A 20,569-nucleotide genomic window follows, 5' to 3' on the forward strand; every position below is an offset into this window, starting at 1 on the left:
TGCGTGTCAGCGCTGGACGGCGCCAGTCACCTCGGCCGCGCGCGCGACGGCGGCGTCGCGGGCAGCACCCGACTCGCCCTCGGCGAGCGTGCGGTCGGCGGCGCGGAACCGCAGCGCGAACGCCAGCGACTTCTTGCCCGCGCCGACCTGCTCGCCGGTGAAGACGTCGAACAGCCGGATCGACTCGAGCAGCTCGCCCGCTCCCTCGCGCAGCGCGGCCTCGACGGCGGCCGACGGCACGGAGATGTCGACGACGAGCGCGACGTCCTCCTTGGCCACCGGGTACGACGAGAAGCGCGGCGCCTTGGGAGAGGTCGCGTGCTGGAGCAGTGCATCCAGGTCGAGCTCGGCCGCGGCAGAGCGGACCGGAAGGCCGAACGCCTTGCAGACCTTCGGGTGCAACTCGCCGGCGTGGCCGATGACCGTGCCGTCGATCGAGATCGCGGCGCAGCGGCCCGGGTGCCAGGGGGCCACGGAGGCCGCAGCGACATCGACGCTCACGCCCAGCGCGCCCGCCAGGTCACGGACCGCGGCGATCGCGTCGGACCAGCCGGCAGCGCGACCGGCGCCCCACCAGCCGTCGCTCTCGCGCGCGCCGGTGAGGGCGAGCGCGAGGTGCTGCGGCTGCGCGGGAACGGCCTTCTCGATCGCGGCCCACTCCTCGTCGGTCGGACGACGGTCGGTGCCGAGGATCGGCGCCTTCTCGTCACCCGTCGGCTGGAAGACGAGCGCGGTCTCGAAGATCGCGGCGTCCGCGTTGCCGCGGCCGACGTTGCGCGCGAGCGTGTGGAGAACGCCGGGGAGGAGCGTGGTCGCGAGCAGCGGCTGCTCGGCGTTCAGCGGGTTCTCCATGCGCAGCGAACGACGACGCTCGTCGTCGGCCGGCAGCGCGAGCGCGTCGTAGTCGGCCTCGGAGGTGAACGGGTACGAGATGACCTCGCTGAAGCCCGCCCCTGCGATGACCCGGCCCACGCGACGACGAAGCCGCTGCACCTCGGTCAGACCGCGGCCCGCCGGAGCCGACGGGAGGACGGACGGGACGTCCTCGTAACCGACGATGCGCGCGACCTCCTCGACGAGGTCGAAGGGCTGCGACATGTCTGGACGCCACGACGGGACCTCCACGGAGATCGCGTCGCCGTCGACGGAGACAGCGGCGCCGATCGCGCGGAGGTGCGCGACGGTCGTCTCGGCAGCGATCTCCATGCCGGTGATCCGGGCCGGAAGGTCGCTGGTCGAGGTGATGACACGACGGGCGGGGGCCTCGCCGACGACGGTCACGCCCGCGCCGGCGGTCGCACCACCGAGCTCGACGAGGAGCTCGACAACACGGTCGGCAGCGGCCCGCGGCAGCTCCGGGTCCACGCCGCGCTCGAAGCGCTTGGACGCCTCCGAGCCGAGCTTGTGCCGCTTCTGCGCGCGGAAGACGGTGACCGGGTCGAAGTGCGCGGCCTCGACGACGATGTCCGTCGTCGTCCCGGAGACCTCGGTCGACGCGCCGCCCATGACGCCGGCGATGCCGATGGCGCCGTTGTCGTCGGCGATGACCAGGTCCGCCGCGTCGAGCGTGCGCTTCGCGTCGTCGAGGGTCGTGATCTTCTCCCCCGCCACCGCACGGCGTACGACGATCGGGCCGGCGACCTTCGCGGCGTCGTAGCAGTGGTTCGGCTGGCCGAGCTCGAGCATCACGTAGTTGGAGATGTCGACGGCGAGCGAGATCGAGCGCATGCCGCACTGCTCCAGGCGGAGCTTCATCCACTCGGGCGTCGGACGCGCCGGGTCGAAGCCGCTCACGGTGCGCGCGACGAAGACCGGGCAGGCCTCGGCGTCGTCGACCGTCACTGGGTGGCCCTCGGCGTTGGCAGCCGGCACCTCGCGGACAGCGGGATCGGTGAACGGCGCGTCGAAGCCGAGCGCCGCCTCGCGGGCAACGCCGCGCAGCGACAGCGCGTAGGCGCGGTCCGGGTTGATCTCGAACTCGATGACGGCGTCGTCCATGCCGAGCAGCGGCATGGCCTCCTCGCCGGGCTTGGCGGCGTCCGCGGGCAGCACGATGATGCCGTGGCCGCCGTCGTCACCGAGGCCGAGCTCGGCGCGGGAGCAGATCATGCCGGCCGAGAGGTGACCGTAGGTCTTGCGCTCGGAGATGGCGAAGCCACCGGCCAGCACCGCACCGGGCAGCGACACGACGACGAGGTCACCCTCGACGAAGTTGTGGGCACCGCAGATGATGCCCTGCGGCTCGCCCGTGCCGTTGGCGTCAGCGACGTCGACGGTGCACCAGTTGATGACCTTGCCGTTCTTCTGCGGCTCCTTCTCGATCGTCAGCACGCGGCCCACGACGAGCGGGCCGGTGATGGCATCGGCGGGCGTGTGCAGCGCCTCGAGCTTGAGGCCCAGCGCCGTGAGGCGCGCCGCGAGCGCGTCGACGGAGAGGTCCTCCGGCAGCTCGACGTACTCCTTGATCCAGGAAACGGGGGCGCGCATCAGATCTCAACTCCGAACGGTGCAGCGAAGCGGACGTCTCCCTCGAAGACGTCGCGCAGGTCCTCGACGTTGTGGCGGAACATGAGCGTGCGGTCGATGCCCATGCCGAAGGCGAAGCCGGTGTAGACGTCGGGGTCGATGCCGCAGGCGACGAGCACCTTCGGGTTCACGACACCGCAGCCGCCCCACTCGATCCAGCCCTCACCACGACACGTGCGGCACTCCGCCGCGGGGAAAATCTGACCACCTCGGCAGACGAAACAAATGAGGTCGACCTCGGCCGACGGCTCGGTGAAGGGGAAGTACGACGGCCGGAACCGGGTCGAGATGCCCTCGCCGAACATCGCCGCAGCGAAGTGGTCGAGCGCGCCCTTGAGGTGGGCCATCGTGATGCCCTTGTCGATGACGAGGCCCTCGACCTGGTGGAAGACCGGCGAGTGCGTCGCGTCGATCTCGTCGGTGCGGTAGACGCGGCCCGGACAGACGACGTAGATCGGGGGCTGGCGGGTCAGCATCGTGCGGGCCTGCACCGGCGAGGTGTGGGTACGCAGCACCAGCGCAGCGTCGGCGGGCTGCAGCCAGAACGTGTCCTGCATGGTGCGTGCCGGGTGGTCGGCACCGAGGTTGAGCGCGTCGAAGTTGAGCCACTCGGCCTCGACCTGCGGACCCTCGGCGACCTCCCAGCCCATCGCGACGAAGACGTCGGCGATGCGCTCGGAGAGCGTGGTGATCGGGTGGCGGGTGCCGGGCGCGCGACGCTCGGTCGGCAGGGTGACGTCGACCGTCTCCTCGACGAGCATCCGCTCCTCGTGCTCGGCCTCGAGCACGACGGTGCGCTCGGCGAGCGCCTTGTTGACCGCGCCGCGGGCCTGGCCGACGCGGGCACCGGCCTCCTTGCGGGCCTGCGGGGGCAGCGCACCGATCTCGCGATTGGCCAGGGCCAGCGGCGAACGGTCGCCCGCGTGGTCGAGGCGGACCTGCTTGAGCTCCTCGAGGTCCTGCGCAGCAGCGATGGCCGCGATCGCGGCGTCGCGCATCGCCTCCACCTCTGCGGCCTGCAGCGGGGTGACCTCGACGGGGTCGTACTCGGTGTTCGGGCCCGACATGACTGCCTTTCGCTGTACGGGTGCGCGGTCGCAGAGCTGCTCGACCGACGAGGGCCAAGTCTAGGGAACGCCGCCGGCTCAGTCGGCCGCGGGCCAGACGACCGAGACGAGCGCCCCACCGTCGGGGGCGCTGCCGATCTCCACCTGACCACCATGTGCCCGGACGAGGCCGTTGACGAGGTACATCCCGAGGCCCGAACCGCCCGAGGCGCCGTGCTTCCAGAACTTCGTGAAGATCCGGCGCCGGATCTCCTCCGGGATGCCCGCACCCTCGTCCTGCACGCTGACCACCACGGCCGGTGCATCCGGCTGCGCCGCTGCGCGGACCGTGACGAGGACCGTGCCCTCACCGTGGCGGACGGCGTTCTCGACCAGGTTGGTGATCACCTGCACGAACTTGTCCGGGTCGGCCTGCACGGGAGGCAGGCCGCGCTCGAGATCAAGGACGACGGTGCGCGCGGTGCTCTGGGAGACGGAGTCGACGACGCGCGTCGCCAGCATCGCGGCATCCGCGGGGCGTGCGTAGAGCTGCAGCCGACCCGTGTCGATGCGGGCGACGTCGAGAAGCTCGGCGATCAGCCGGCTGAGCCGGTCGGAGTCGCTGTGGACCGTGGTCAGCATGAGCTTCTTCTGCTCGTCGTTGAGGTGGTCCCAGCGGTTGAGGAGTGCCTGGACGAAGCCCTTCACACCCGTCAGCGGGCTGCGCAGCTCGTGAGCGACCGTGGCAACCAGGTCGGACCGTTCGCGGTCCAGCCGGGCGCGACCGCGACCCGACCGCAGGCTCACGGCCACCGTCTCGACGACTCCCCCGCTGCGATGGATGCGGGCCGCAACCAGGACCTCGGAGCCGTCGGGCAGCAACCACGCCTGCTCGGGTACGCCGGTGCGGCTCGGCAGGCCGGCGTACGGCTGGTTGGTGTCGACCCAGTTGCAGCCCTCGGTGTCCTGGAGTCGCAGCACGTCGGCGAGGTCGGCCCCCGTGGCCGAGGCGACGTCGACGCCGAGCATCCGCGCCGCCGCCGCGTTGACGCGCAGCACCCGACCGGTCGCGTCAGCGACCACCGCACCATCGGGAAGGGCGTCGATCAGGTCCACGCTCCGACCCTAGTGGGCCGGAGCATGGACCTAGGCGATCACACGGGATCAGGCAGGCTCGGCATCGAGCTCGGCACCGGGCATCTTCGGGACGGGGTCGACGTACTCCATCAGGGTGACCACGAGCAGGCCTCCGATGGCGAGCGACACCGCACCGATCCAGTAGGCGATGGTGGCACCGTCGGCGAGGTTGCCGAGCGGGTGTCCGTCCGGGCCCATGACCGGGTGGCCGCCGACCAGGATCGGGTGCGACTTGGCGTACTTCACCGCGATGCTGGCGAGCGTGGCCAGGCCGAGCGCGCCACCGATCTGCTGGATCGCCTGCTGCACGCCCGAGGCCAGCGAGGAGTCCTCGGAAGTCACCTGGTGGAGCGACGCGTTGCCGATCGCCGGGAAGCTCAGGCCGGAGCCCAGCGCGAGCAGGATCATGCCCGGGAGGATGTGGCCGACGTAGGTGTCGCCGCTGCCGATCCTCGTGGCCAGCCCCATGCCGACAGCATCGAGGGCGAAGCCGGTCGCGAGCAGTGCCTTCACGCCGACCTTGGGCATCAACCCGGTGCCGATGCCGATGCCGGCGCCGATGCAGATGCCGAACGGGAGATACGACAGACCGCACTTGATCGAGGTCCAGTGCAGGATCTGCTGCTCGACCAGCGTGAGCAGGAAGAAGTAGGAGAAGAAGGCGGTCGAGAAGAAGAGCGTGACGATGTTGGTGGTGACGCGCGTGCGGTTCTGGAAGAACGAGAGCGGGATCAGCGGGTCACTCGAGCGCGCCTCGACGACGACCATCAGCGCGACCAGGACGAGACCACCGGCGATCGCGGTGACGACACCCGTCTCGATCCAGTCGTGGTCGGCGGCACGAAGGAGTCCGTAGACCACCGCGAGCAGGCCCGAGGTGCCGAGGATCGCGCCGAGGAAGTCCGGACGGTGTGCCTTCGGCGACTTGCTCTCGTCGACGAGGCGCGGCACGAGGAGCAGCGCCGCGATCGCGACCGGGACGTTGATGAAGAAGATCCAGCGCCAGTCGACGTGCGTGATGAAGCCCGAGATGACGGTGCCCGACGTGCCACCGAGGCCCGCGAGACCACCGAAGATGCCGAGCGCCTTGATGCGCTCCTTCGGGTCGTGGAAGAGCACGGCGATGATGCCGAGGGACGCCGGCGCAGCGAGGGCCTCGCCCATGCCCTGCACGAAGCGGGAGATGTCCATCATCAGGCCGGACTGGGCGAAGCCACAGGTCGCCGACGCGACGCCGAACAGGGCCACACCGGCAAGGAAGGTGATCCGGCGCCCGATCAGGTCGGCCAGCCGGCCGCCGAGCAGCAGCAGGCCGCCTGCAGCGAGGACATAAGCCTCGACGACCCAGGCAAGGCTCGACTCGGACATGCCCAGATCAACCTGGATCTTCGGTAGGGCGACGTTGACCACCGTGACGTCGAGGATCAACATGAACTGGATCAGGCCGAGCACGCCCAGGGCCTGCCAGCGGCGCGGATCGGCGGCGCCGGGCGCCGCGGAGAGGGACTCATTGGTCATGTTTCCCAGACTGACAGAGACCACTGACAACGGAGAGGAAACGCCTCGCGATGCTGGGGTACCGCCCGGACGCATCCCCCGGGTGCAGGCTGGCGTCATGCGTCGCCTGATTCCCTGCCTGCTGCCCGTGCTCGCCCTCACCGCCTGCAACGCCGGTGGCCCCGACCCCGCTCTCGTCGAGGGGATCACCGAGGGCACGGCGGCGGCCGGCACCATCCTCGTGGCGCCAAGGATCGACGGCGCCGCACCGCGTTCGTTCCTGTTCCACGCCCGCGACAACAGCCTCACCCTCGACTACGGACAGGGGTTTCGCCCCACCCTGACACTCCGAGCGGCCCGCAGCGGCGACCTCTGCGCTCATCGCGAGCCCGACTGGGACCGGTGCGAGAAGGTCGATGAGGACGCGGTCCGCCTCAGCTTCGAAGAGATGGACGCGGTCGTCGTACGCCGCGACGGCACCGAGCTCTTCTGGAACAACCTGAGCTTCGAGCTGCCGGACGAGGACTACGCCTCACACGACGACCTCGTCGCCGCCATCAACGCCAAGGTCGACACGTACGTCGATGCGTCGCGTCACGCGGAGCGACTCAGCGTCGACGACTTCCTCGCCCAGGTCCCGAAGGGGAAGATCGAGGTTTCCTGATCAGCGCTGCGCGCGGGCGGAGGCGTAGAGGCAGACCGCGGCGGCGGTGGCCAGGTTGAGGCTCTCCGCGCCACCGTAGATCGGGATGCTGACGACCTCGTCGGCAGCGGCACGCAGGTCGTCGGGAAGACCCCAGGCCTCGTTGCCCATCAGCCACGCGGTGGGCTTCGCCAGCAGGTCGTCGGCCTCGAAGAGGTTGCGCCCGTCCATGTCCGCAGCGAGTACGCCGAGACCGGCGGCCTGCGCGGCCCGCACGGCTGCGACGGGGTCGCGCTCGAGGGCAACTGGCAGGTGGAAGACCGACCCGACCGAGGCCCGGATCGTCTTGGGGTTGTGCAGGTCGACGGCGTCACCGGCGAGGATCACCGCGTCCGCGCCGGCCGCATCGGCACACCGGATGACCGTGCCGGCGTTGCCGGGGTCGCGCACGTCGGCGCAGATCACGACGAGTCGGGGGCCACCGGAGAGGACCTCCGCGAGCGGACGGTCGAGCAGGCGGCACACCGCGACGAGGCCGGCCGGCGACACGGAGTCGGAGAGCGAGGCGAGAGCACGGTCGTCGACGAGCGTGACCGGCGCAGCGCCGAGGAGGTCGGCGTACTGCTCGGCGGCAGTGGGCGTCGCGAAGATCTCGACGACGCAGCCCTCGACCGCCAGGGCGCCCTCGACGGCCTTGGGGCCGTCGGCGAGGAAGAGCCCCGCAGAGGCCCGAAATGAGCGACGGGCGAGCTTCCGCGCCTCCTTGACCCGGCTGTTGCCGTGCGTCAGGGGATCCCCCGAAGAGGTGCGGAAGCTCGCCACGTCAGATGCTCAGGAGAGCGTCAGGCTCAGGCGGAGGCCGGAGCGTTGACGTCGGCCGGAAGAGCAGCCTTCGCCTGGGCGACGAGCGCCGCGAACGTCGGGGCGTCGTTGACGGCCAGGTCCGCGAGGATCTTGCGGTCGACCTCGACGCCAGCCAGGTTCAGGCCCTGGATGAAGCGGTTGTAGGTCATGCCCTCGGCACGGGCCGCAGCGTTGATGCGCTGGATCCACAGCTTGCGGAAGTTGCCCTTGTTCTTGCGGCGGTCGTTGTAGCTGTAGACCAGCGAGTGGGTGACCTGCTCCTTGGCCTTGCGGTACAGGCGCGAACGCTGACCGCGGTAGCCGGAGGCCCGCTCGAGGGTAACGCGACGCTTCTTCGCCGCGTTCACTGCGCGCTTGACGCGTGCCATGTCGTACTCCTTGGTGCTAGCCCCGCCGCCTGCTCAGGCAGCGGAGAGGAAAGTTCGGGGGAAGGGAAGGTCAGAGACCCAGAAGCTTCTTGGCGCGAGCGTTGTCGGCCTTGGCCAGCTCGACGGTGCCGCTCATGCGACGGGTGACCTTGGAGGCCTTCTTCTCGAGGTTGTGGCGCTTGCCAGCCTTCTCGCGGAGAAGCTTGCCCGAACCGGTGACCTTGAAGCGCTTCTTGGCACCGGAGTGCGTCTTGTTCTTCGGCATCTCTTTGCTCTCTATCTCTTACTGGTCGCGTCTGTACGAGAGGTGTCTCGTCAGAGGTCGATGTCGGGGTCGAGCGCCTCGTTGGCGCGCTTGGCCTTGCGGACCTTGGGCTCGGTCGGCTTCGTCGCGTCGCGCGACGCCTGCTCGGCGGCCTGGTCGGCGGCGCGGGCGGCCATGCGCTCCTGCTTCTCCGCCTCCACGTCGACGATCGCGTCGGCCTTCTTCTTGACCGGGCCGAGGACCATGATCATGTTGCGGCCGTCCTGCTTCGGGTTGGACTCCACGAAGCCGAGCTCCGAGACGTCCTCCGCGAGCTTCTGCAGCAGGCGGTAACCGAGCTCGGGACGGTGCTGCTCACGACCACGGAACATGATCGTGATCTTGACCTTGTCGCCGGCCTTGAGGAAGCGGACGACGTGGCCCTTCTTCGTCTCGTAGTCGTGGCCGTCGATCTTGGGACGAAGCTTCATCTCCTTGATGATCACGTTCGTCTGGTTACGGCGGGCGTCACGGGCCTTCTGGGCGTTCTCGTACTTGAACTTGCCGTAGTCCATGAGCTTGCAGACGGGGGGCTTGCCCATCGGCGCGATCTCGACGAGGTCGAGGTCAGCTTCCTGAGCGAGCTTCAGTGCTTCGTGCGTCGGCACGATGCCAACCGTCTCGCCGTTCGGTCCAACGAGGCGGACCTCGGGAACCCGGATCCGGTCGTTGATGCGCAGCTCGGTGCTGATGTGTCCTCCTGGTGACTATGTCTGTGGGCCGACCCGGAGGAATGAAAAAGGCCTCCGCTCGCAAGCGAAGGCCAGTCGTCGGATGCGTCGCACGGGTGCAACACATCTCTTCACAGCTTCAGTCGTACGTCGCACGGCTGGAGTTGTGAGGACCGGACCCGACGATCTGTGTCGATCGATGCGGGTGGGAAGCCTGAGCCTCCGCTTGGTGGATCCATGCCGTTGTGCGAGCACGCAGGTACAGATCGGTCGGGAGCAAGACTAGCGGCTCACCGGCAGGATCACGAATCGGCGGCCGACGCGGCCTCGACGCCCTCGGCCGGCGCTGCCCAGGCCCACTCCTCGCCGACCTTCACCAGCTCCCAGCCGGCCGCCACACCCTGGAGGTCGGCACCGGTCAGCGGGAACGGCACGGGGCCGGCGATGTCGATCAGCAGCGCAGCCGCCTCTTCCTGGAGCGCGGAGGACGCCGCGACATGGGCGGGCGCCGGCACCGGCCGGGCCTCGGCGTTCCAGGCCTGCAGGGTCGCGGTCGAGGTGAAGGCGAGGAGCGCCTTCTCCCCCGCTGCATTCTGGATGAGCACGGTGGCCATGTCCGACGACTTGTCGTGCGCCAGCCCGTTCTCGTCGTACTCGACCTCGCCGAGCAGGGCCACCACCGGCACGAGCAGGCGGCTCGGCTGCAGGGCACGGACCACGTCGACGTACGCCCCGGGCTGCCCCGCAGCGAACGCCGTCAGCGCGGCCGCGAGGGCCGGTGACTGCGTGCCGTCGTCATCCGGGAAGTTCGCCTGGATGAGCTTGGCGCCCTCGAACCGCTGCGTGTTGACCATGGCAGAAGCCTAGGCGTGCGGCGACGGGCAGGTTGCACGCGCTGGTGTGCCAATGGTTGGCACACCAGCACTGCACCCGCGCCCTAGGCTCGCCCCCATGACCGGCGCGCGGGAGATCATCGACCTCACGCTGTCGCGCGAGCCCACGCTCGGCGCTGGACGCGTGGTCGCGGTCGATGGTCCGAGCGGGAGCGGAAAGTCGACGCTCGTCCGCGCCGTCAGCGCGCAAGCGGCCGCGCGCGGCATCAGCCACCGCGTCCTCCCCCTCGACCTCCTGTACGCCGGCTGGTCCGGCCTGGCGGGTATCGGCGCCACGCTGGACGCACTGCTCAGGCCCCTCGCAACCGGGGCCGCGGGTCACGCCCCCACGTGGGACTGGGACGCGGACCGCCCTGGTGGCAACCTCGTCCTTGAGCCCGTCGACCTGCTCGTCCTCGACGGAGTCGGCGCCGGGCACCGCGCGACCGCCGACCTGCTGACGGTGCTCGTCTGGCTCGACGGCGACACCCACACGAACCTCGGCCGGGCGCTGGCTCGCGACGTCGACCTGCACGAGAGCGCCGGCGCCGACCCGGCGGCGTACCGCGCGAGGCTCGAACAGTGGCAGGACGCCGAGGCTGCCCAGTTCGCCGTGGACGCGACGCGGGAGCGGGCCGACATCGCCCTAGGGTGATCGCCATGCTCAGCCCGTCGGGAGAACAGTTCGAGATCAGCGCCGGCGGCTACCGCGCCGTCATCACGGAGAGCGGTGCTGCGCTGCGGGTCCTCACCTACGAGGACGAGGACCTGATCGACGGGTTCGCCGAGGACACCATGTCGTCGATGGGTCGCGGGCAGCTCCTCATGCCGTGGCCCAACCGCATCGAGGACGGGCAGTACACCTTCGCCGGCGTTCCCCAGCAGCTCGCCCTCACCGAGCCCAAGCGCAACAACGCCTCACACGGGCTGGCCCGCTGGGCTGCGTGGTCGGTGCTCGAGCACACCGCGTCGAGCGTCGCGCTCACCTACCGGGTGATGGCCCAGACCGGCTACCCGTGGCTGCTCGACCTGCACGTGCAGTACGACGTGAGCGCTGACGGGCTCACCGTCACGCAGAGCGCCACCAACCTGAGCGACTCCCCCGCGCCGTACGCGTCGGGTGCGCACCCGTACCTCACGGTCGGTGCGCCCCTGGACACCTGCGAGCTCCTGCTCCCCGCCGCGACGCGCAGCCTGGCCGACCCGGTGCGACTGCTCCCCACCGGCCGCGAGGCGGTCGAGGGCACGGACGTCGACTTCCAGGTCTGGCGCCCGGTGAAGGGCACGTCCTTCAACGACGCGTTCACCGACCTGCGCCGGGGCCGCGACGGTCGCGCCGAGGTCGTGCTCCGCGCCGAGCGCGCCGTGCTGCTCTGGGTCGACGAGCAGCACCGCTGGCTGCAGCTCTACAGCGGCGACGACGTGGCCGGGCACGATCGGCGTTCGCTCGCGGTCGAGCCGATGACGGCGAACGCCAACGCCTTCCGCACGGGCGAGGACCTCGTCACGATCGAGCCCGAGGACACCTTCTCCGCGGTGTGGGGAATCCGCGCGGTCTGATCAGCCGATCAGGGACTTCAGGTCGGCGCAGGCGCGCTTCGCACGCAGGCCGTCCGAGCCCTGGATCGCCATGACGGCGCAGGTCGTGCCGTCATCGAGGTCCAGCGTCAGCCACGGGGCACCGACCGGCATCCGTGCAGCGACGATCTGCGCCCACTCGAACTGACGCACCTTGTAGCCGTTGACGACGGTCAGCCCGGCAGCCGTGGCGGTGGCGCGGCAGCGCATGAGCCCCCACTCGACGGCGAGGAAGCCGCCGAAGAGGACCACGGTCGTGACGCGCTGCCACATGTTGAACTGCTCCTTCACCGAGGCCGGGAAGGAGATCCAGGCCGCGATCAGGATGATGATCAGCGCGAGGCCGAAGATGCCGCCCGCCGCCCGGACGCCGAAGGGGCGCCAGGTCTTCGGCAGCGTCACACCGTCAGCCGAGGGGGACATCAGAGCCGGCAGGCGTGGATGTCGGTGGTGAGGATCGCGCGGGCGCCGATGCCGTAGAGCTCGTCCATGAGCCGCTGCGCACCCTTGCGCGGGACCATCGCGCGGACGGCGACCCAGCCCTCGCGGTGCAGCGGGGAGACCGTCGGCGACTCCAGGCCCGGGGTCAGCGCCGTGGCGGCGGCGACCTGGTCGGCGCGGATGTCGTAGTCCATCATCACGTAGCTGCGGGCGACCAGGACGCCCTCGAGGCGGCGCAGGAAGACCTCGTAGTCGTCGCCGTGGTCGGCGCCCTCACGGGTGATCAGCACGGCCTCGGACTCGAGGATCACCTCACCGAACGTCGCCAGACCGGCGGCGCGCAGCGTCGAACCGGTCTCCACGACGTCAGCGATGACGTCGGCGACACCGAGCTGGATCGAGGTCTCGACCGCACCGTCGAGGTGCACGACGGTGGCGTTGATGCCCCGGGCCGCGAGGAACTTCTCGACCACGCCGACGTACGACGTGGCGATCCGCTTGCCCTCGAGCTCGGCGAGGTCGGTGTACTTCCCGGCAGGGCCGGCGAAGTGGAACTTGGAGCGGCCGAAGCCGAGGTTGCGGACCTCATCGGCCTTGGCGCCGGAGTCCTGCAGGAGGTCGCGGCCGGTGATGCCGACGTCGAGCGTGCCGTCGGCGACGTACAGCGCGATGTCACGCGGGCGGAGGTAGAAGAACTCGACTCCGTTGTCGATGTCGACGAGCGCGAGCTCCTTGGCGCCGGAGCGCTGGCGGTAGCCCGACTCCTTCAGGATCTCGGAAGCGGCTTCGGACAGAGCACCCTTGTTGGGGACGGCGATGCGCAGCATGGGGAACCTCTCAGAGGTGTGAATAGACGTCGTCGAGCGTCAGTCCGCTCGCGATCATGAGGACCTGGGCGTGGTAGAGCAGCTGGCTGATCTCGAGCGCCGTGGCTTCCTTGCCCTCGAACCGGGCGGCCATCCAGGACTCGGCGGCCTCCTCGATCAGCTTCTTGCCGATCGCATGGACGCCGGCGTCGAGCTGCTTGACGGTGCCGGATCCCTCAGGTCGGGTCTGGGCCTTCTCAGTGAGCTCGGCCCAGAGCTCCTCGAACGTCTTCACGGGTCACAAGCCTACGGCGTACGACGGCGGGGACCCGCATCGGTCCTACTCGGTGAGCGAGGTGGCCGGCAGCCAGTCCGCACCGAGCAGGGCAGCGACGTCGGCGAGACCCGCCGTGTCACCACCGACGGTGTCGGACGCCGCGGCGATCCGCTCGACCATCGCGCGGCCGACCTGCTCCTCGACCGTGCCCTCAGCCCACGCGATGTGCCACGGCGAGACCTGGTGGTCACGGTGCGTGCGGCCGGTGACCTGCCGCCCGGCGATGCCGGAGAAGCGTGCCTGATGGAAGAGCCCGACGCGTGGATCGGTGCTCGCCTGCGAGCCGTCGGGGAGCGACTCTCCCGCGTGCAGGCTGATGCTCGCCACCGTCGTGAAGACACAGACCGTGGCATCGCCCCGCTGGAACCGCAGCCGCTCGGCCTCGGTGTCGAAACGGTCGCGGCCGTAGATGCAGGAGACGTCGAGGCCGCTGTCGCGCAACCGTTCGGCGATCGGATCCGCCGCGGTCTCGACGAACTCGACGGAGCAGGCGACCTGCCTGCCTGCCTCGACCTGCTGGCCGATCCATGCGACGGTCGAGTCGACGCGGATCAGGCCGGCCTTCTGCCGGAAGCGGAGCAGGGCCGCGCGTCCCTTGGCGCTGTTGCGACCCCGGCGGGCGAGGTCCATCTCGCGGCAGAACTCTCCCCAGCCGGCCTCGTACGCAGCACGCTCGGACGGATCCAGCTCGACCGGCAGGCCGGAGATCGGGACCGGCCCCCACGGCGCCGCGCGATGCAGCATCGCGGGCGGCTCCGCCTCGGCCAGCCAGCCCCGGACGAGGACGAGGTCCGACGCCCGGCGCGCCGGATCGGTCGTCCAGGACGCGCCGTAGCGGCCCGGCTCGACGCCGACGCCGTGGCGCTCAAGCGCGTCGGCGAAGGTCTCCCCCGGCGCGGTCGCCTTGTGCCAGGCGGACATCGGCTCGTCGTGGACCTGCGCGTAGCCGGGCGCGAGGTAGGGCAACTCGAGCGGCGTGTGTCCCGGCGTCGCCGTCGTTGCGATCACGAACGGCGCCCGGTCGTGTGCCTTGGCCAGCCCCGACACCTTCACCCAGTGCTTCCACCGCTTGGTCGTCGTACGCCGGAGGGCGTGTGCCTCGTCGGCGATGACGACGTCCCACTCGTAGGGGGCGACCTTCTCGAGGCGGTCCCAGGTCGTGACGACCCACTCGAGCCCTGCGTCGCCGAGCGCATCGATCGTGCGACACCAGTGGCCGATAGTGATGGCGGCCGGCCGGTCGGCGACGACCAGGATCCGCGAGCCGCCGCGCAGTTCGGCGGCGGCGATCGCACCGAGGACAGCGGTCACCGTCTTGCCGACGCCCGGCTCGTCGGCCAGGAGGAAGAGACGTCCGCCGGCGGCCGCGCGCTTGGCGATCGCGTCGGACCCCTCGTACTGGAGCTGCCGCGGATCGAACTCCTCGACCGGCGGCGCGGCCGGTGTCGGGGTGGCGTTGTGCAGGTTCTCGAGGAACCGGCCGAGCGTGTGCGCCCGTGGGTGGTACGCCGCGAGGTGCGCGGGCAGCTCGCGTGCGACACAGACGTGCATCTTGACCGCCGGGTGCCAGCTGGCGCCCTCGACCGTCGAGCCGTAGGGCACGTCGAGGATCCAGAGCCGCTCCCCCGGACCGACGAACGGCAGGGGCCTCTCGGTGCGGGCACGGCTCGTGCTGCTGCGTCGTCTCCGTGCCACGCCTCATCCTCGCGGACGTCACCGACAACACAGTGCGGCGACACGGCAACAGTGTTAGTCTACAAGTGATGACATCGAGCGTTGACAAGGAGATGGACGTGCACGACGGAGGCCCCGCGACAGTCACCCTGGTGGACGAGAGCACCTGGCGAGGGCGCGCGCTGGTGCCGGTGCTGATCTTCATCGGGCTTCTCATCGCGATGATCAGCAGCCTCGGTGCACCGCTGGTCCCGACGATCGCCGGCGACTACGGCATCGCCCTGGGCACCGCCCAGTGGACGCTGACGATCGCCCTGCTCGTCGGAGCGATCTCCGTCCCGATGGTCGGTCGGCTCGCCGACGGGCCGCGGCGCCTGCACATCCTGGTCGCCGTGCTCGTGGCGATGACGCTCGGCAGCATGCTCGCCGGCCTTCCGGTCAACGTCTTCCCGCTGCTCCTGCTGGGCCGGGCCCTCCAGGGCGTCGGCCTCTCGCTCCTGCCCCTCGTCATGGGCATCGCCCGCGACCACCTGCCCCCGGCACGCGCCCGCTCGACGATGGCAACGCTGTCGGTGACGACCGTGGTCGGCGTGGGCCTTGGCTACCCGATGACCGGCGTCATCGCGGACAACGTGAGCTTCCGCTACGCCTTCTGGCTCGCCGCGGCGCTCGGGGCGATCGCGATCGCGCTGGCCCTCCTCGTCGTACCGACCAGCAAGCACCACCCGGTGGAGCGCTTCGACCTGGTCGGCGCCGCGCTGCTGACGTCCGGCCTGGGCACGCTGCTGCTCGCCATCAGCATGGGCGAGGACTGGGGCTGGACCTCGACGCGCATCCTCGGACTCGCCGCGGCGGCTGCGGTCGCGCTTGCATCGTGGACCTGGCACCAGCTCCGGGCCAACGCGCCGCTGGTCGACCTCCGCCTGATGCGCGACCCGGTCGTCGCGATCTCCAACCTCTCCGGGCTCTTCGCCGGGGTGGGCATGTACATGCTCATGTCGATGGTCATCCGCTTCGTGCAGACCCCGACGAGCACCGGCTACGGTCTCGGTGAGTCGGTGCTCGTGGGCAGCCTCGTCCTCATCCCGCTGTCGCTGATGAGCTACTTCTCCAGCAAGGTCTCGGCCATCCTCAGCCGGCGGATGGCTCCGGCGTACGTGCTGTGCCTGGGCATGCTGGCATTCACCACTGCCCTGCTCTTCTTCATCAACGAGCGCTCGTCGCTGTGGCAGATTCTGGTCGTCATGGGCCTCGGCGGGCTCGGCATCGGCTGCTCGTTCGCCGTCATGCCACGGATGATCGTCGGCGCCGTCCCTGCCGCCCAGACCGGCAGCGCGCTGGCGATGAACCAGGTGTTGCGTCAGGTCGGCTACTCCGTCGGCAGCGCCCTCTCCGCGACGGTGCTGACGGCTCACACGACCGGCGCAAGCCCGTTCCCCACGGACGACGGCTTCACCGTCGGAGCCTGGGTTGCGGTCGGACTCTGCGTCGCCACGGCCCTCGGCATCGTTGCCGCGCAGCTGATCGAGCGCACGACGAACGTCGACGTCGACCCCCTGCTGGTGGAGGAGAGCGCGGATGCCGCCATCGCGGGCGTCATCGGGTTCGAGCCCGACGAGGCTCCGGCGACCGGGAGCGCGCGATGAGCGGCGCCCGACGGGCCCGTGACGCCCAGGACACGAGGGCCCGGCTGCTTGCCGCCGCCCGGACGCTCTTCGCCGAACGCGGCTACGAAGGCGCGACGGTGCGCGAGATCGGCCAGGCCGCCGACGCGGACCCGGCGCTGATCGCGCGCTACTTCGGCAGCAAGGCGGCGCTGTACGTCGAGTCCCTGCGGCCGTCGGGAGCGGCGACCGGCCAGTCCCCCATCGACATCACCGAAGCAACCGTGCTGACTGGCGTGATCGAGCGGCTCCGGGAGGGCGGTCCGACCCCTGCACTGCACGCAGCCCTGCGCCGCCACGACAACGACGAGGTGCAGGAGGCTGCGCTCGCGACGCTGATGACCCGGCTCGTCGATCCCGCCGCGACCCGCGCCACCGAGGCAGGGTCGCCGGACGCTCGCCTCCGTGCAGAGCTGGCCGTGGCCGCCCTGGCCGGGATCCTGGCCAGCCGCTCGACCCATGCGCTCGAGGCGCTGGGCAACGCGTCGCCCGCGGAGGTCGCTGCCCTCGCGGCCGGACTGTTCGAGGAACTGCTGGCGCCCTGACGCACACCGACCAGGCGCCGGCCAGCCGGCGTACGAACGGAAATGGAAGAAGGCCCGAGACAGTGTCTCGGGCCTTCTTCGACTCGCGTGCGCGAGGGGGGACTTGAACCCCCACGCCCTATACGGGCACTAGCACCTCAAGCTAGCGCGTCTGCCTATTCCGCCACCCGCGCGAGTGGTGAAACCGTAGCAGCAACGGCGGGGCGAATGCACATCGGCCCCATGCATCCCACGTCACACCGCGTTCAGTCCCCGTTTCCCCGCCGCGGGCCCCACTAACCTGACCGCATGCAGGACTCCAGCGCACCGCTCGCCGTCGCCTTCGTCGCCGGGGTCTCCCCCGACAAGTGGTCGAAGCGGTGGCGCGAGCGCTACCCCGAGGTGCCCCTCGAGCTGCGGATGATCGACACCGGCGAGCAGCGCTCGGTGCTCACCAATGGCAGCGCGTCGCTCTCCTTCGTCCGGCTCCCTGTCGACCGTGACGGGCTGCACGTCATCCCGCTCTATGAAGAGGTGTCGGTCGCGGTGCTCTCGGTCGAGGACGACCTCAGCCTCGCGGAGCAGGTCACCGTTGCGGAGCTCGCGGGTCACCAGCTGATCAACGACCCCGCGGACCTCCCCGCCTGGAGCGAGCTGGCGACCGTCGAGCGGCTCCCCTATCCGTCGATGTCGCCGAAGGACGCCGTCGAGGTGGTCGCCTCGAGCGAGGGCGGCTTCGCCGTGCTGCCCATGTCGGTCGCGCGGCTGCACCACCGCAAGGACGTCGTCGCCCGCGAGCTGACGGACGGCCCGCTCCACCCCGTCGGCATCGCCTGGCGCCGCGACGACGAGGACCCACGCATCGAGACGTTCATCGGCATCGTCCGCGGGCGCACCGCCCACAGCTCCCGGGAGACGCCGACGCCGGCGACGCCGAAGAAGAAGGCGCCGGTGAAGCCGAAGCAGCCCACCGCGAAGAAGGGGGCGGCGAAGAAGCCGGCGGCGGGCACCCGGCGTACCGGCAAGCCGGCGGCGAAGCGCGGCAAGCGCCGCTGATCAGCCGAGGACGGCCGTGAGCCACTCCCCGAGGGCGCGCGCCGAGCGGTCCACCATGGCCGGCCAGTCGTGCGCCGACTCGTCGGCGTTGTCGGAGACGTGCTTCGCCATCCGCACCGGTACGCCGAACTGGGCGGCCGCGTAGGCGACGGCATAGCCCTCCATGTCGACCAGGTGCGCCTGCTGCGCGAGCCGGTCGCGCACGAGCGGGTCGGTCACGAAGACGTCGCCCGTGGCCAGCACCGTCGGACGGCTCGCATCGAGGACCAGCCGCTCCTGCGGGTCGTAGCCCAGCGCCCGGATGGCATCGGCGTTGATGTCGTGGTTGAGCACCACCCCGGGCTCGTGCAGTCCGACGACCCCGTCGCGCAGCGCCCCCGCCGTACCGATGTTGAGCACGACGACCCGCTGGAGGTCACGCCCCGCGAGCGCCCGGGTCGTCGCGGTCGCAGCCGCCGTCTTGCCGAGTCCGGTGACGACGACCTCGATACCGGCCGGGACGTACGCCGCCTCGGCGCGTGTGGCCGAGACCACAACCGGGATCGCGTCACCGGAAAGCAACTGGAGAGTCTGACTATCTGAGACGTGCTGCACGGGAACACGCTATCCGTGGCAGCCTCGCCCTCAGCCTTCCCCGTCTCGGGGACGCCAACCGGAAGGACACACCATGCAGACCAAGCGCATCGCTGCTGCCGTCGCCACCGTCGCTCTCGCGGGCTCGCTCGCCGCCTGTGGCGACGCCGTCAAGAACGCCGCCGACCAGGCGAAGTCGAAGACCTCCGACGCCGCCGCTGCCGCCGCCTCCAAGGGCGCCGACGCCGCGAAGGACGCCGCGTCCAAGGCTGCCGACCAGGCGAAGGGCAAGGCCGGCGAGCTCGGCAACTCCCTCTTGCAGGACATCAAGTCCAAGCTCAGCCCCGAGCAGCAGAAGAAGCTCGAGTTCGTCGACACCGTCGGCCTGGGCAAGAAGGGCGAGCTCGTCGAGGACGCCGACTCCCTGACCGTCGCCGACTACTTCGGCGCCCGCCAGGAGGCCGCCGCCAACTCGGGTGAGGACCTCTCCGACCTGCAGGCGGTCGCCGCCGGCCGTGGCCTGCGCAACGCCACGCGCTACGTCACGAAGTTCGCGGGCCAGACCCCGAAGTTCTCGATCGAGGTCGTCTCCTCCGATGCCGGCACCGTCAACGCGTGTGCCGGCCCGAAGGGCAAGAAGGCCCGCACGCTGATCGTGAAGGACGGCAAGGTCGTCGCCAACCGCAAGGGCACGCACACCTGCTGATCGCCACTGGTCCAGCGCGGCGGCCCGTCACCGGAAACGGTGGCGGGCCGCTCCGCATTTCGGAGCTCTCGATCTGCCATGGTGCTGACATGCACCTGATCGACCCGGGCACCGCAGGCGAGCACGTTCGCCGGGCCGCCACCCTGCTGCAGTCGGCGCTCGGCGCGTCGCCGATGGCAGCCGGTCGGGCATCGGGTCGGGTCAACCTGATCGGCGAGCACACCGACTACAACCAGGGCCTCTGCCTCCCCCTCGCACTCCCCCACGCGACGTACGCAGTGGTGGCGCCACGCGGCGACGACCAGGTGCGGGCCGTGAGCACCCTCGCCCCCGGCACGTACGCCGGCGACCCGGCCACCGCGGGCGGCTGGGCGGCGTACTCGGCCGGGGTGGTGTGGGCGCTGCGCGAGGAGGGCCTCGACATCCCGGGCATCGACATGGCAATCGCGTCGTCGGTGCCGGTCGGCGCCGGCCTGTCGTCGTCGGCGGCCCTGTCCTGCTCGGTCGCGATGGCGATCGCCGCGCTCGTCGGACCGATCGACCCCGAGGTCATGCTGCGCGCGACCATGCGGGCCGAGCACGAGCGCGCCGGCGCACCCACGGGCGGCATGGACCAGACGGTCGCGCTGTTCGCCACGCCCGGTGAGGCGCTGCTCCTCGACTTCGCCGACGGCTCCCGCACCCCGGTCACCTGGGCTCCCCCGGGGCTGGCACTCCTGGTCATCGACACCTGCGCACCCCACGACCTCGCCGACGGCCAATACGCCGCCCGGCGTGCGGGCTGCGAGTCAGCGGCAGCCGCGCTCGGTGCTGCGTCGTTGCGGCAGGTCGACGAGCCCGCGCTCGCCGGAGCAGCGGAGGCGTGGCTCCCCCTCGCGCGTCACGTGGTCACGGAGAACCGGCGCGTCGAGGAGTTCGCGCAGGCGGTCGCCGCCGGCGAGTGGCCCGAGGTCGGTGCCCTGATGACGTCGAGCCACGAGTCCCTGCGGGACGACTTCGCCGTGTCGTGCGACCAGCTCGACGTCGCCGTGCAGGTCGCGCTCGACACGGGCGCGCTCGGCGCCCGGATGACCGGGGGCGGCTTCGGCGGGTCCGCGATCGCACTGCTCCCCGAGGACCGTGTGCAGCCGGCGATGGCGGCCGTAGCGTCGGCGTACGCCGGCAGGCACTGGCGCGAACCGCGCTTCCTCCGCGCCTGATCCGCGCCAGACGCCCGCCGCCAAACTGTCAGCCTGACACTTTGGCTCGGCGTGACACTTCCGAAATGTCAGAGCCGGCCAAA

At 70.6% G+C, this 20,569-nt stretch carries 22 protein-coding genes and 1 tRNA gene; 8 read left to right on the top strand and 15 right to left on the bottom strand.

All coding sequences use genetic code 11. The annotated features are described in order from the left end of the window. Window positions 1-6: 6 nt before the first annotated feature. From pheT to EPD65_RS15360, 4 genes are all read right to left on the bottom strand, one after another. On the bottom strand, window positions 7-2,487 hold the full coding sequence (pheT, locus tag EPD65_RS15345; protein ID WP_131585670.1) for a phenylalanine--tRNA ligase subunit beta: 2,481 nt from the start codon (window positions 2,485-2,487) through the stop codon (window positions 7-9). Next, on the bottom strand, window positions 2,487-3,593 hold the full coding sequence (gene pheS / locus EPD65_RS15350; RefSeq protein WP_131585672.1) for a phenylalanine--tRNA ligase subunit alpha: 1,107 nt from the start codon (window positions 3,591-3,593) through the stop codon (window positions 2,487-2,489). The genes pheT and pheS overlap by 1 nt, the downstream gene beginning before the upstream one ends. Before the next feature lie 78 nt (window positions 3,594-3,671). Then, on the bottom strand, window positions 3,672-4,688 hold the full coding sequence (locus EPD65_RS15355; RefSeq protein WP_243640628.1) for a sensor histidine kinase: 1,017 nt from the start codon (window positions 4,686-4,688) through the stop codon (window positions 3,672-3,674). Between the two features lie 48 nt (window positions 4,689-4,736). Beyond that, window positions 4,737-6,227, bottom strand: coding sequence for an MFS transporter (locus tag EPD65_RS15360; RefSeq protein WP_165873029.1), 1,491 nt, complete (start codon window positions 6,225-6,227; stop codon window positions 4,737-4,739). Between the two features lie 97 nt (window positions 6,228-6,324). On the opposite strand from EPD65_RS15360, the gene EPD65_RS15365 reads away from it, so the two are divergent. Beyond that, window positions 6,325-6,870 carry a hypothetical protein gene (locus EPD65_RS15365; protein ID WP_165873030.1) on the top strand — a complete coding sequence of 182 codons (546 nt, stop codon included), beginning with the start codon at window positions 6,325-6,327 and terminating at the stop codon, window positions 6,868-6,870. On the opposite strand, the gene EPD65_RS15370 is transcribed toward EPD65_RS15365, so the two are convergent. From EPD65_RS15370 to EPD65_RS15390, 5 genes are all read right to left on the bottom strand, one after another. Further along, window positions 6,871-7,671 carry a TrmH family RNA methyltransferase gene (locus tag EPD65_RS15370; protein WP_131585678.1) on the bottom strand — a complete coding sequence of 267 codons (801 nt, stop codon included), beginning with the start codon at window positions 7,669-7,671 and terminating at the stop codon, window positions 6,871-6,873. Window positions 7,672-7,697: 26 nt separating this feature from the next. After that, window positions 7,698-8,081 carry a 50S ribosomal protein L20 gene (gene rplT, locus EPD65_RS15375; protein ID WP_131585680.1) on the bottom strand — a complete coding sequence of 128 codons (384 nt, stop codon included), beginning with the start codon at window positions 8,079-8,081 and terminating at the stop codon, window positions 7,698-7,700. A gap of 70 nt (window positions 8,082-8,151) precedes the next feature. Then, on the bottom strand, window positions 8,152-8,346 hold the full coding sequence (rpmI, locus tag EPD65_RS15380; RefSeq protein ID WP_131585682.1) for a 50S ribosomal protein L35: 195 nt from the start codon (window positions 8,344-8,346) through the stop codon (window positions 8,152-8,154). Window positions 8,347-8,396: 50 nt separating this feature from the next. Then, on the bottom strand, window positions 8,397-9,077 hold the full coding sequence (infC, locus tag EPD65_RS15385) for a translation initiation factor IF-3 (RefSeq protein ID WP_243640629.1): 681 nt from the start codon (window positions 9,075-9,077) through the stop codon (window positions 8,397-8,399). 281 nt (window positions 9,078-9,358) lie between these two features. Further along, window positions 9,359-9,910, bottom strand: coding sequence for an SseB family protein (locus EPD65_RS15390; protein ID WP_131585686.1), 552 nt, complete (start codon window positions 9,908-9,910; stop codon window positions 9,359-9,361). 97 nt (window positions 9,911-10,007) lie between these two features. Here EPD65_RS15390 and EPD65_RS15395 point away from each other — a divergent pair, with 97 nt between their 5' ends. Together EPD65_RS15395 and EPD65_RS15400 are read left to right on the top strand one after the other, a co-directional pair. Next, entirely contained in the window at window positions 10,008-10,583 is a 576-nt protein-coding gene (locus tag EPD65_RS15395; protein WP_131585688.1) for a uridine kinase family protein, read from the top strand. A 5-nt stretch (window positions 10,584-10,588) separates the two neighbouring features. Beyond that, entirely contained in the window at window positions 10,589-11,488 is a 900-nt protein-coding gene (locus EPD65_RS15400) for an aldose 1-epimerase family protein (RefSeq protein WP_131585690.1), read from the top strand. On the opposite strand, the gene EPD65_RS15405 is transcribed toward EPD65_RS15400, so the two are convergent. From EPD65_RS15405 to EPD65_RS15420, 4 genes are read right to left on the bottom strand one after another with little or no spacing between them, the layout of a single operon-like run. Beyond that, window positions 11,489-11,929 carry a PH domain-containing protein gene (locus tag EPD65_RS15405; protein ID WP_131585692.1) on the bottom strand — a complete coding sequence of 147 codons (441 nt, stop codon included), beginning with the start codon at window positions 11,927-11,929 and terminating at the stop codon, window positions 11,489-11,491. It abuts the gene before it with no gap. Then, window positions 11,929-12,774 (bottom strand): ATP phosphoribosyltransferase, encoded by an 846-nt coding sequence (hisG, locus tag EPD65_RS15410; protein ID WP_131585694.1) that lies wholly within the window; start codon window positions 12,772-12,774, stop codon window positions 11,929-11,931. Before hisG ends, EPD65_RS15405 begins: the two co-directional genes overlap by 1 nt. A gap of 10 nt (window positions 12,775-12,784) precedes the next feature. Next, a complete protein-coding gene (locus tag EPD65_RS15415) occupies window positions 12,785-13,048 on the bottom strand; it encodes a phosphoribosyl-ATP diphosphatase (protein ID WP_131585696.1) in 264 nt (87 codons plus the stop codon). A gap of 45 nt (window positions 13,049-13,093) precedes the next feature. Then, entirely contained in the window at window positions 13,094-14,785 is a 1,692-nt protein-coding gene (locus EPD65_RS15420; protein ID WP_131585698.1) for a DEAD/DEAH box helicase, read from the bottom strand. 68 nt (window positions 14,786-14,853) lie between these two features. Here EPD65_RS15420 and EPD65_RS15425 point away from each other — a divergent pair, with 68 nt between their 5' ends. Next, window positions 14,854-16,410, top strand: coding sequence for an MFS transporter (locus tag EPD65_RS15425; RefSeq protein ID WP_131585700.1), 1,557 nt, complete (start codon window positions 14,854-14,856; stop codon window positions 16,408-16,410). Continuing rightward, window positions 16,407-16,973: a TetR/AcrR family transcriptional regulator gene (locus EPD65_RS15430; RefSeq protein WP_131585702.1), complete on the top strand. Its 567-nt coding sequence runs from the start codon at window positions 16,407-16,409 to the stop codon at window positions 16,971-16,973. The genes EPD65_RS15425 and EPD65_RS15430 overlap by 4 nt, the downstream gene beginning before the upstream one ends. Before the next feature lie 88 nt (window positions 16,974-17,061). Here EPD65_RS15430 and EPD65_RS15435 read toward each other — a convergent pair. Continuing rightward, window positions 17,062-17,146, bottom strand: a tRNA-Leu gene (locus EPD65_RS15435). A 115-nt stretch (window positions 17,147-17,261) separates the two neighbouring features. Here EPD65_RS15435 and EPD65_RS15440 point away from each other — a divergent pair. Further along, window positions 17,262-18,008 carry a LysR substrate-binding domain-containing protein gene (locus tag EPD65_RS15440; protein WP_131585704.1) on the top strand — a complete coding sequence of 249 codons (747 nt, stop codon included), beginning with the start codon at window positions 17,262-17,264 and terminating at the stop codon, window positions 18,006-18,008. On the opposite strand, the gene EPD65_RS15445 is transcribed toward EPD65_RS15440, so the two are convergent. Then, window positions 18,009-18,569, bottom strand: a complete 561-nt coding sequence (locus EPD65_RS15445; protein ID WP_131585705.1) for a nucleosidase — start codon at window positions 18,567-18,569, stop codon at window positions 18,009-18,011. 106 nt (window positions 18,570-18,675) lie between these two features. Here EPD65_RS15445 and EPD65_RS15450 point away from each other — a divergent pair, with 106 nt between their 5' ends. Together EPD65_RS15450 and EPD65_RS15455 are read left to right on the top strand one after the other, a co-directional pair. Beyond that, the gene (locus tag EPD65_RS15450) at window positions 18,676-19,287 is read left to right on the top strand and encodes a hypothetical protein (protein WP_131585707.1); all 612 of its coding nucleotides are present in this window, start codon (window positions 18,676-18,678) and stop codon (window positions 19,285-19,287) included. Between the two features lie 89 nt (window positions 19,288-19,376). After that, on the top strand, window positions 19,377-20,486 hold the full coding sequence (locus EPD65_RS15455; protein WP_131585709.1) for a galactokinase: 1,110 nt from the start codon (window positions 19,377-19,379) through the stop codon (window positions 20,484-20,486). Window positions 20,487-20,569: the final 83 nt, after the last annotated feature.

The sequence above is a fragment of the Nocardioides jejuensis genome (assembly GCF_004337475.1).
Classification (GTDB): Bacteria; Actinomycetota; Actinomycetes; order Propionibacteriales; family Nocardioidaceae; genus Nocardioides; species Nocardioides jejuensis.

Excerpts from the sequence above, each read along its gene's own strand:
- pheT (WP_131585670.1), bottom strand. The coding sequence starts at position 2,487 with ATGCGCGCCCCCGTTTCCTGGATCAAGGAGTACGTCGAGCTGCCGGAG.
- pheS (WP_131585672.1), bottom strand. The coding sequence starts at position 3,593 with ATGTCGGGCCCGAACACCGAGTACGACCCCGTCGAGGTCACCCCGCTG.
- EPD65_RS15360 (WP_165873029.1), bottom strand. The coding sequence starts at position 6,227 with ATGACCAATGAGTCCCTCTCCGCGGCGCCCGGCGCCGCCGATCCGCGC.
- EPD65_RS15365 (WP_165873030.1), top strand. The coding sequence starts at position 6,325 with ATGCGTCGCCTGATTCCCTGCCTGCTGCCCGTGCTCGCCCTCACCGCC.
- rplT (WP_131585680.1), bottom strand. The coding sequence starts at position 8,081 with ATGGCACGCGTCAAGCGCGCAGTGAACGCGGCGAAGAAGCGTCGCGTT.
- rpmI (WP_131585682.1), bottom strand. The coding sequence starts at position 8,346 with ATGCCGAAGAACAAGACGCACTCCGGTGCCAAGAAGCGCTTCAAGGTC.
- EPD65_RS15390 (WP_131585686.1), bottom strand. The coding sequence starts at position 9,910 with ATGGTCAACACGCAGCGGTTCGAGGGCGCCAAGCTCATCCAGGCGAAC.
- EPD65_RS15395 (WP_131585688.1), top strand. The coding sequence starts at position 10,008 with ATGACCGGCGCGCGGGAGATCATCGACCTCACGCTGTCGCGCGAGCCC.
- EPD65_RS15400 (WP_131585690.1), top strand. The coding sequence starts at position 10,589 with ATGCTCAGCCCGTCGGGAGAACAGTTCGAGATCAGCGCCGGCGGCTAC.
- EPD65_RS15405 (WP_131585692.1), bottom strand. The coding sequence starts at position 11,929 with ATGTCCCCCTCGGCTGACGGTGTGACGCTGCCGAAGACCTGGCGCCCC.
- hisG (WP_131585694.1), bottom strand. The coding sequence starts at position 12,774 with ATGCTGCGCATCGCCGTCCCCAACAAGGGTGCTCTGTCCGAAGCCGCT.
- EPD65_RS15425 (WP_131585700.1), top strand. The coding sequence starts at position 14,854 with ATGACATCGAGCGTTGACAAGGAGATGGACGTGCACGACGGAGGCCCC.
- EPD65_RS15430 (WP_131585702.1), top strand. The coding sequence starts at position 16,407 with ATGAGCGGCGCCCGACGGGCCCGTGACGCCCAGGACACGAGGGCCCGG.
- EPD65_RS15440 (WP_131585704.1), top strand. The coding sequence starts at position 17,262 with ATGCAGGACTCCAGCGCACCGCTCGCCGTCGCCTTCGTCGCCGGGGTC.
- EPD65_RS15450 (WP_131585707.1), top strand. The coding sequence starts at position 18,676 with ATGCAGACCAAGCGCATCGCTGCTGCCGTCGCCACCGTCGCTCTCGCG.
- EPD65_RS15455 (WP_131585709.1), top strand. The coding sequence starts at position 19,377 with ATGCACCTGATCGACCCGGGCACCGCAGGCGAGCACGTTCGCCGGGCC.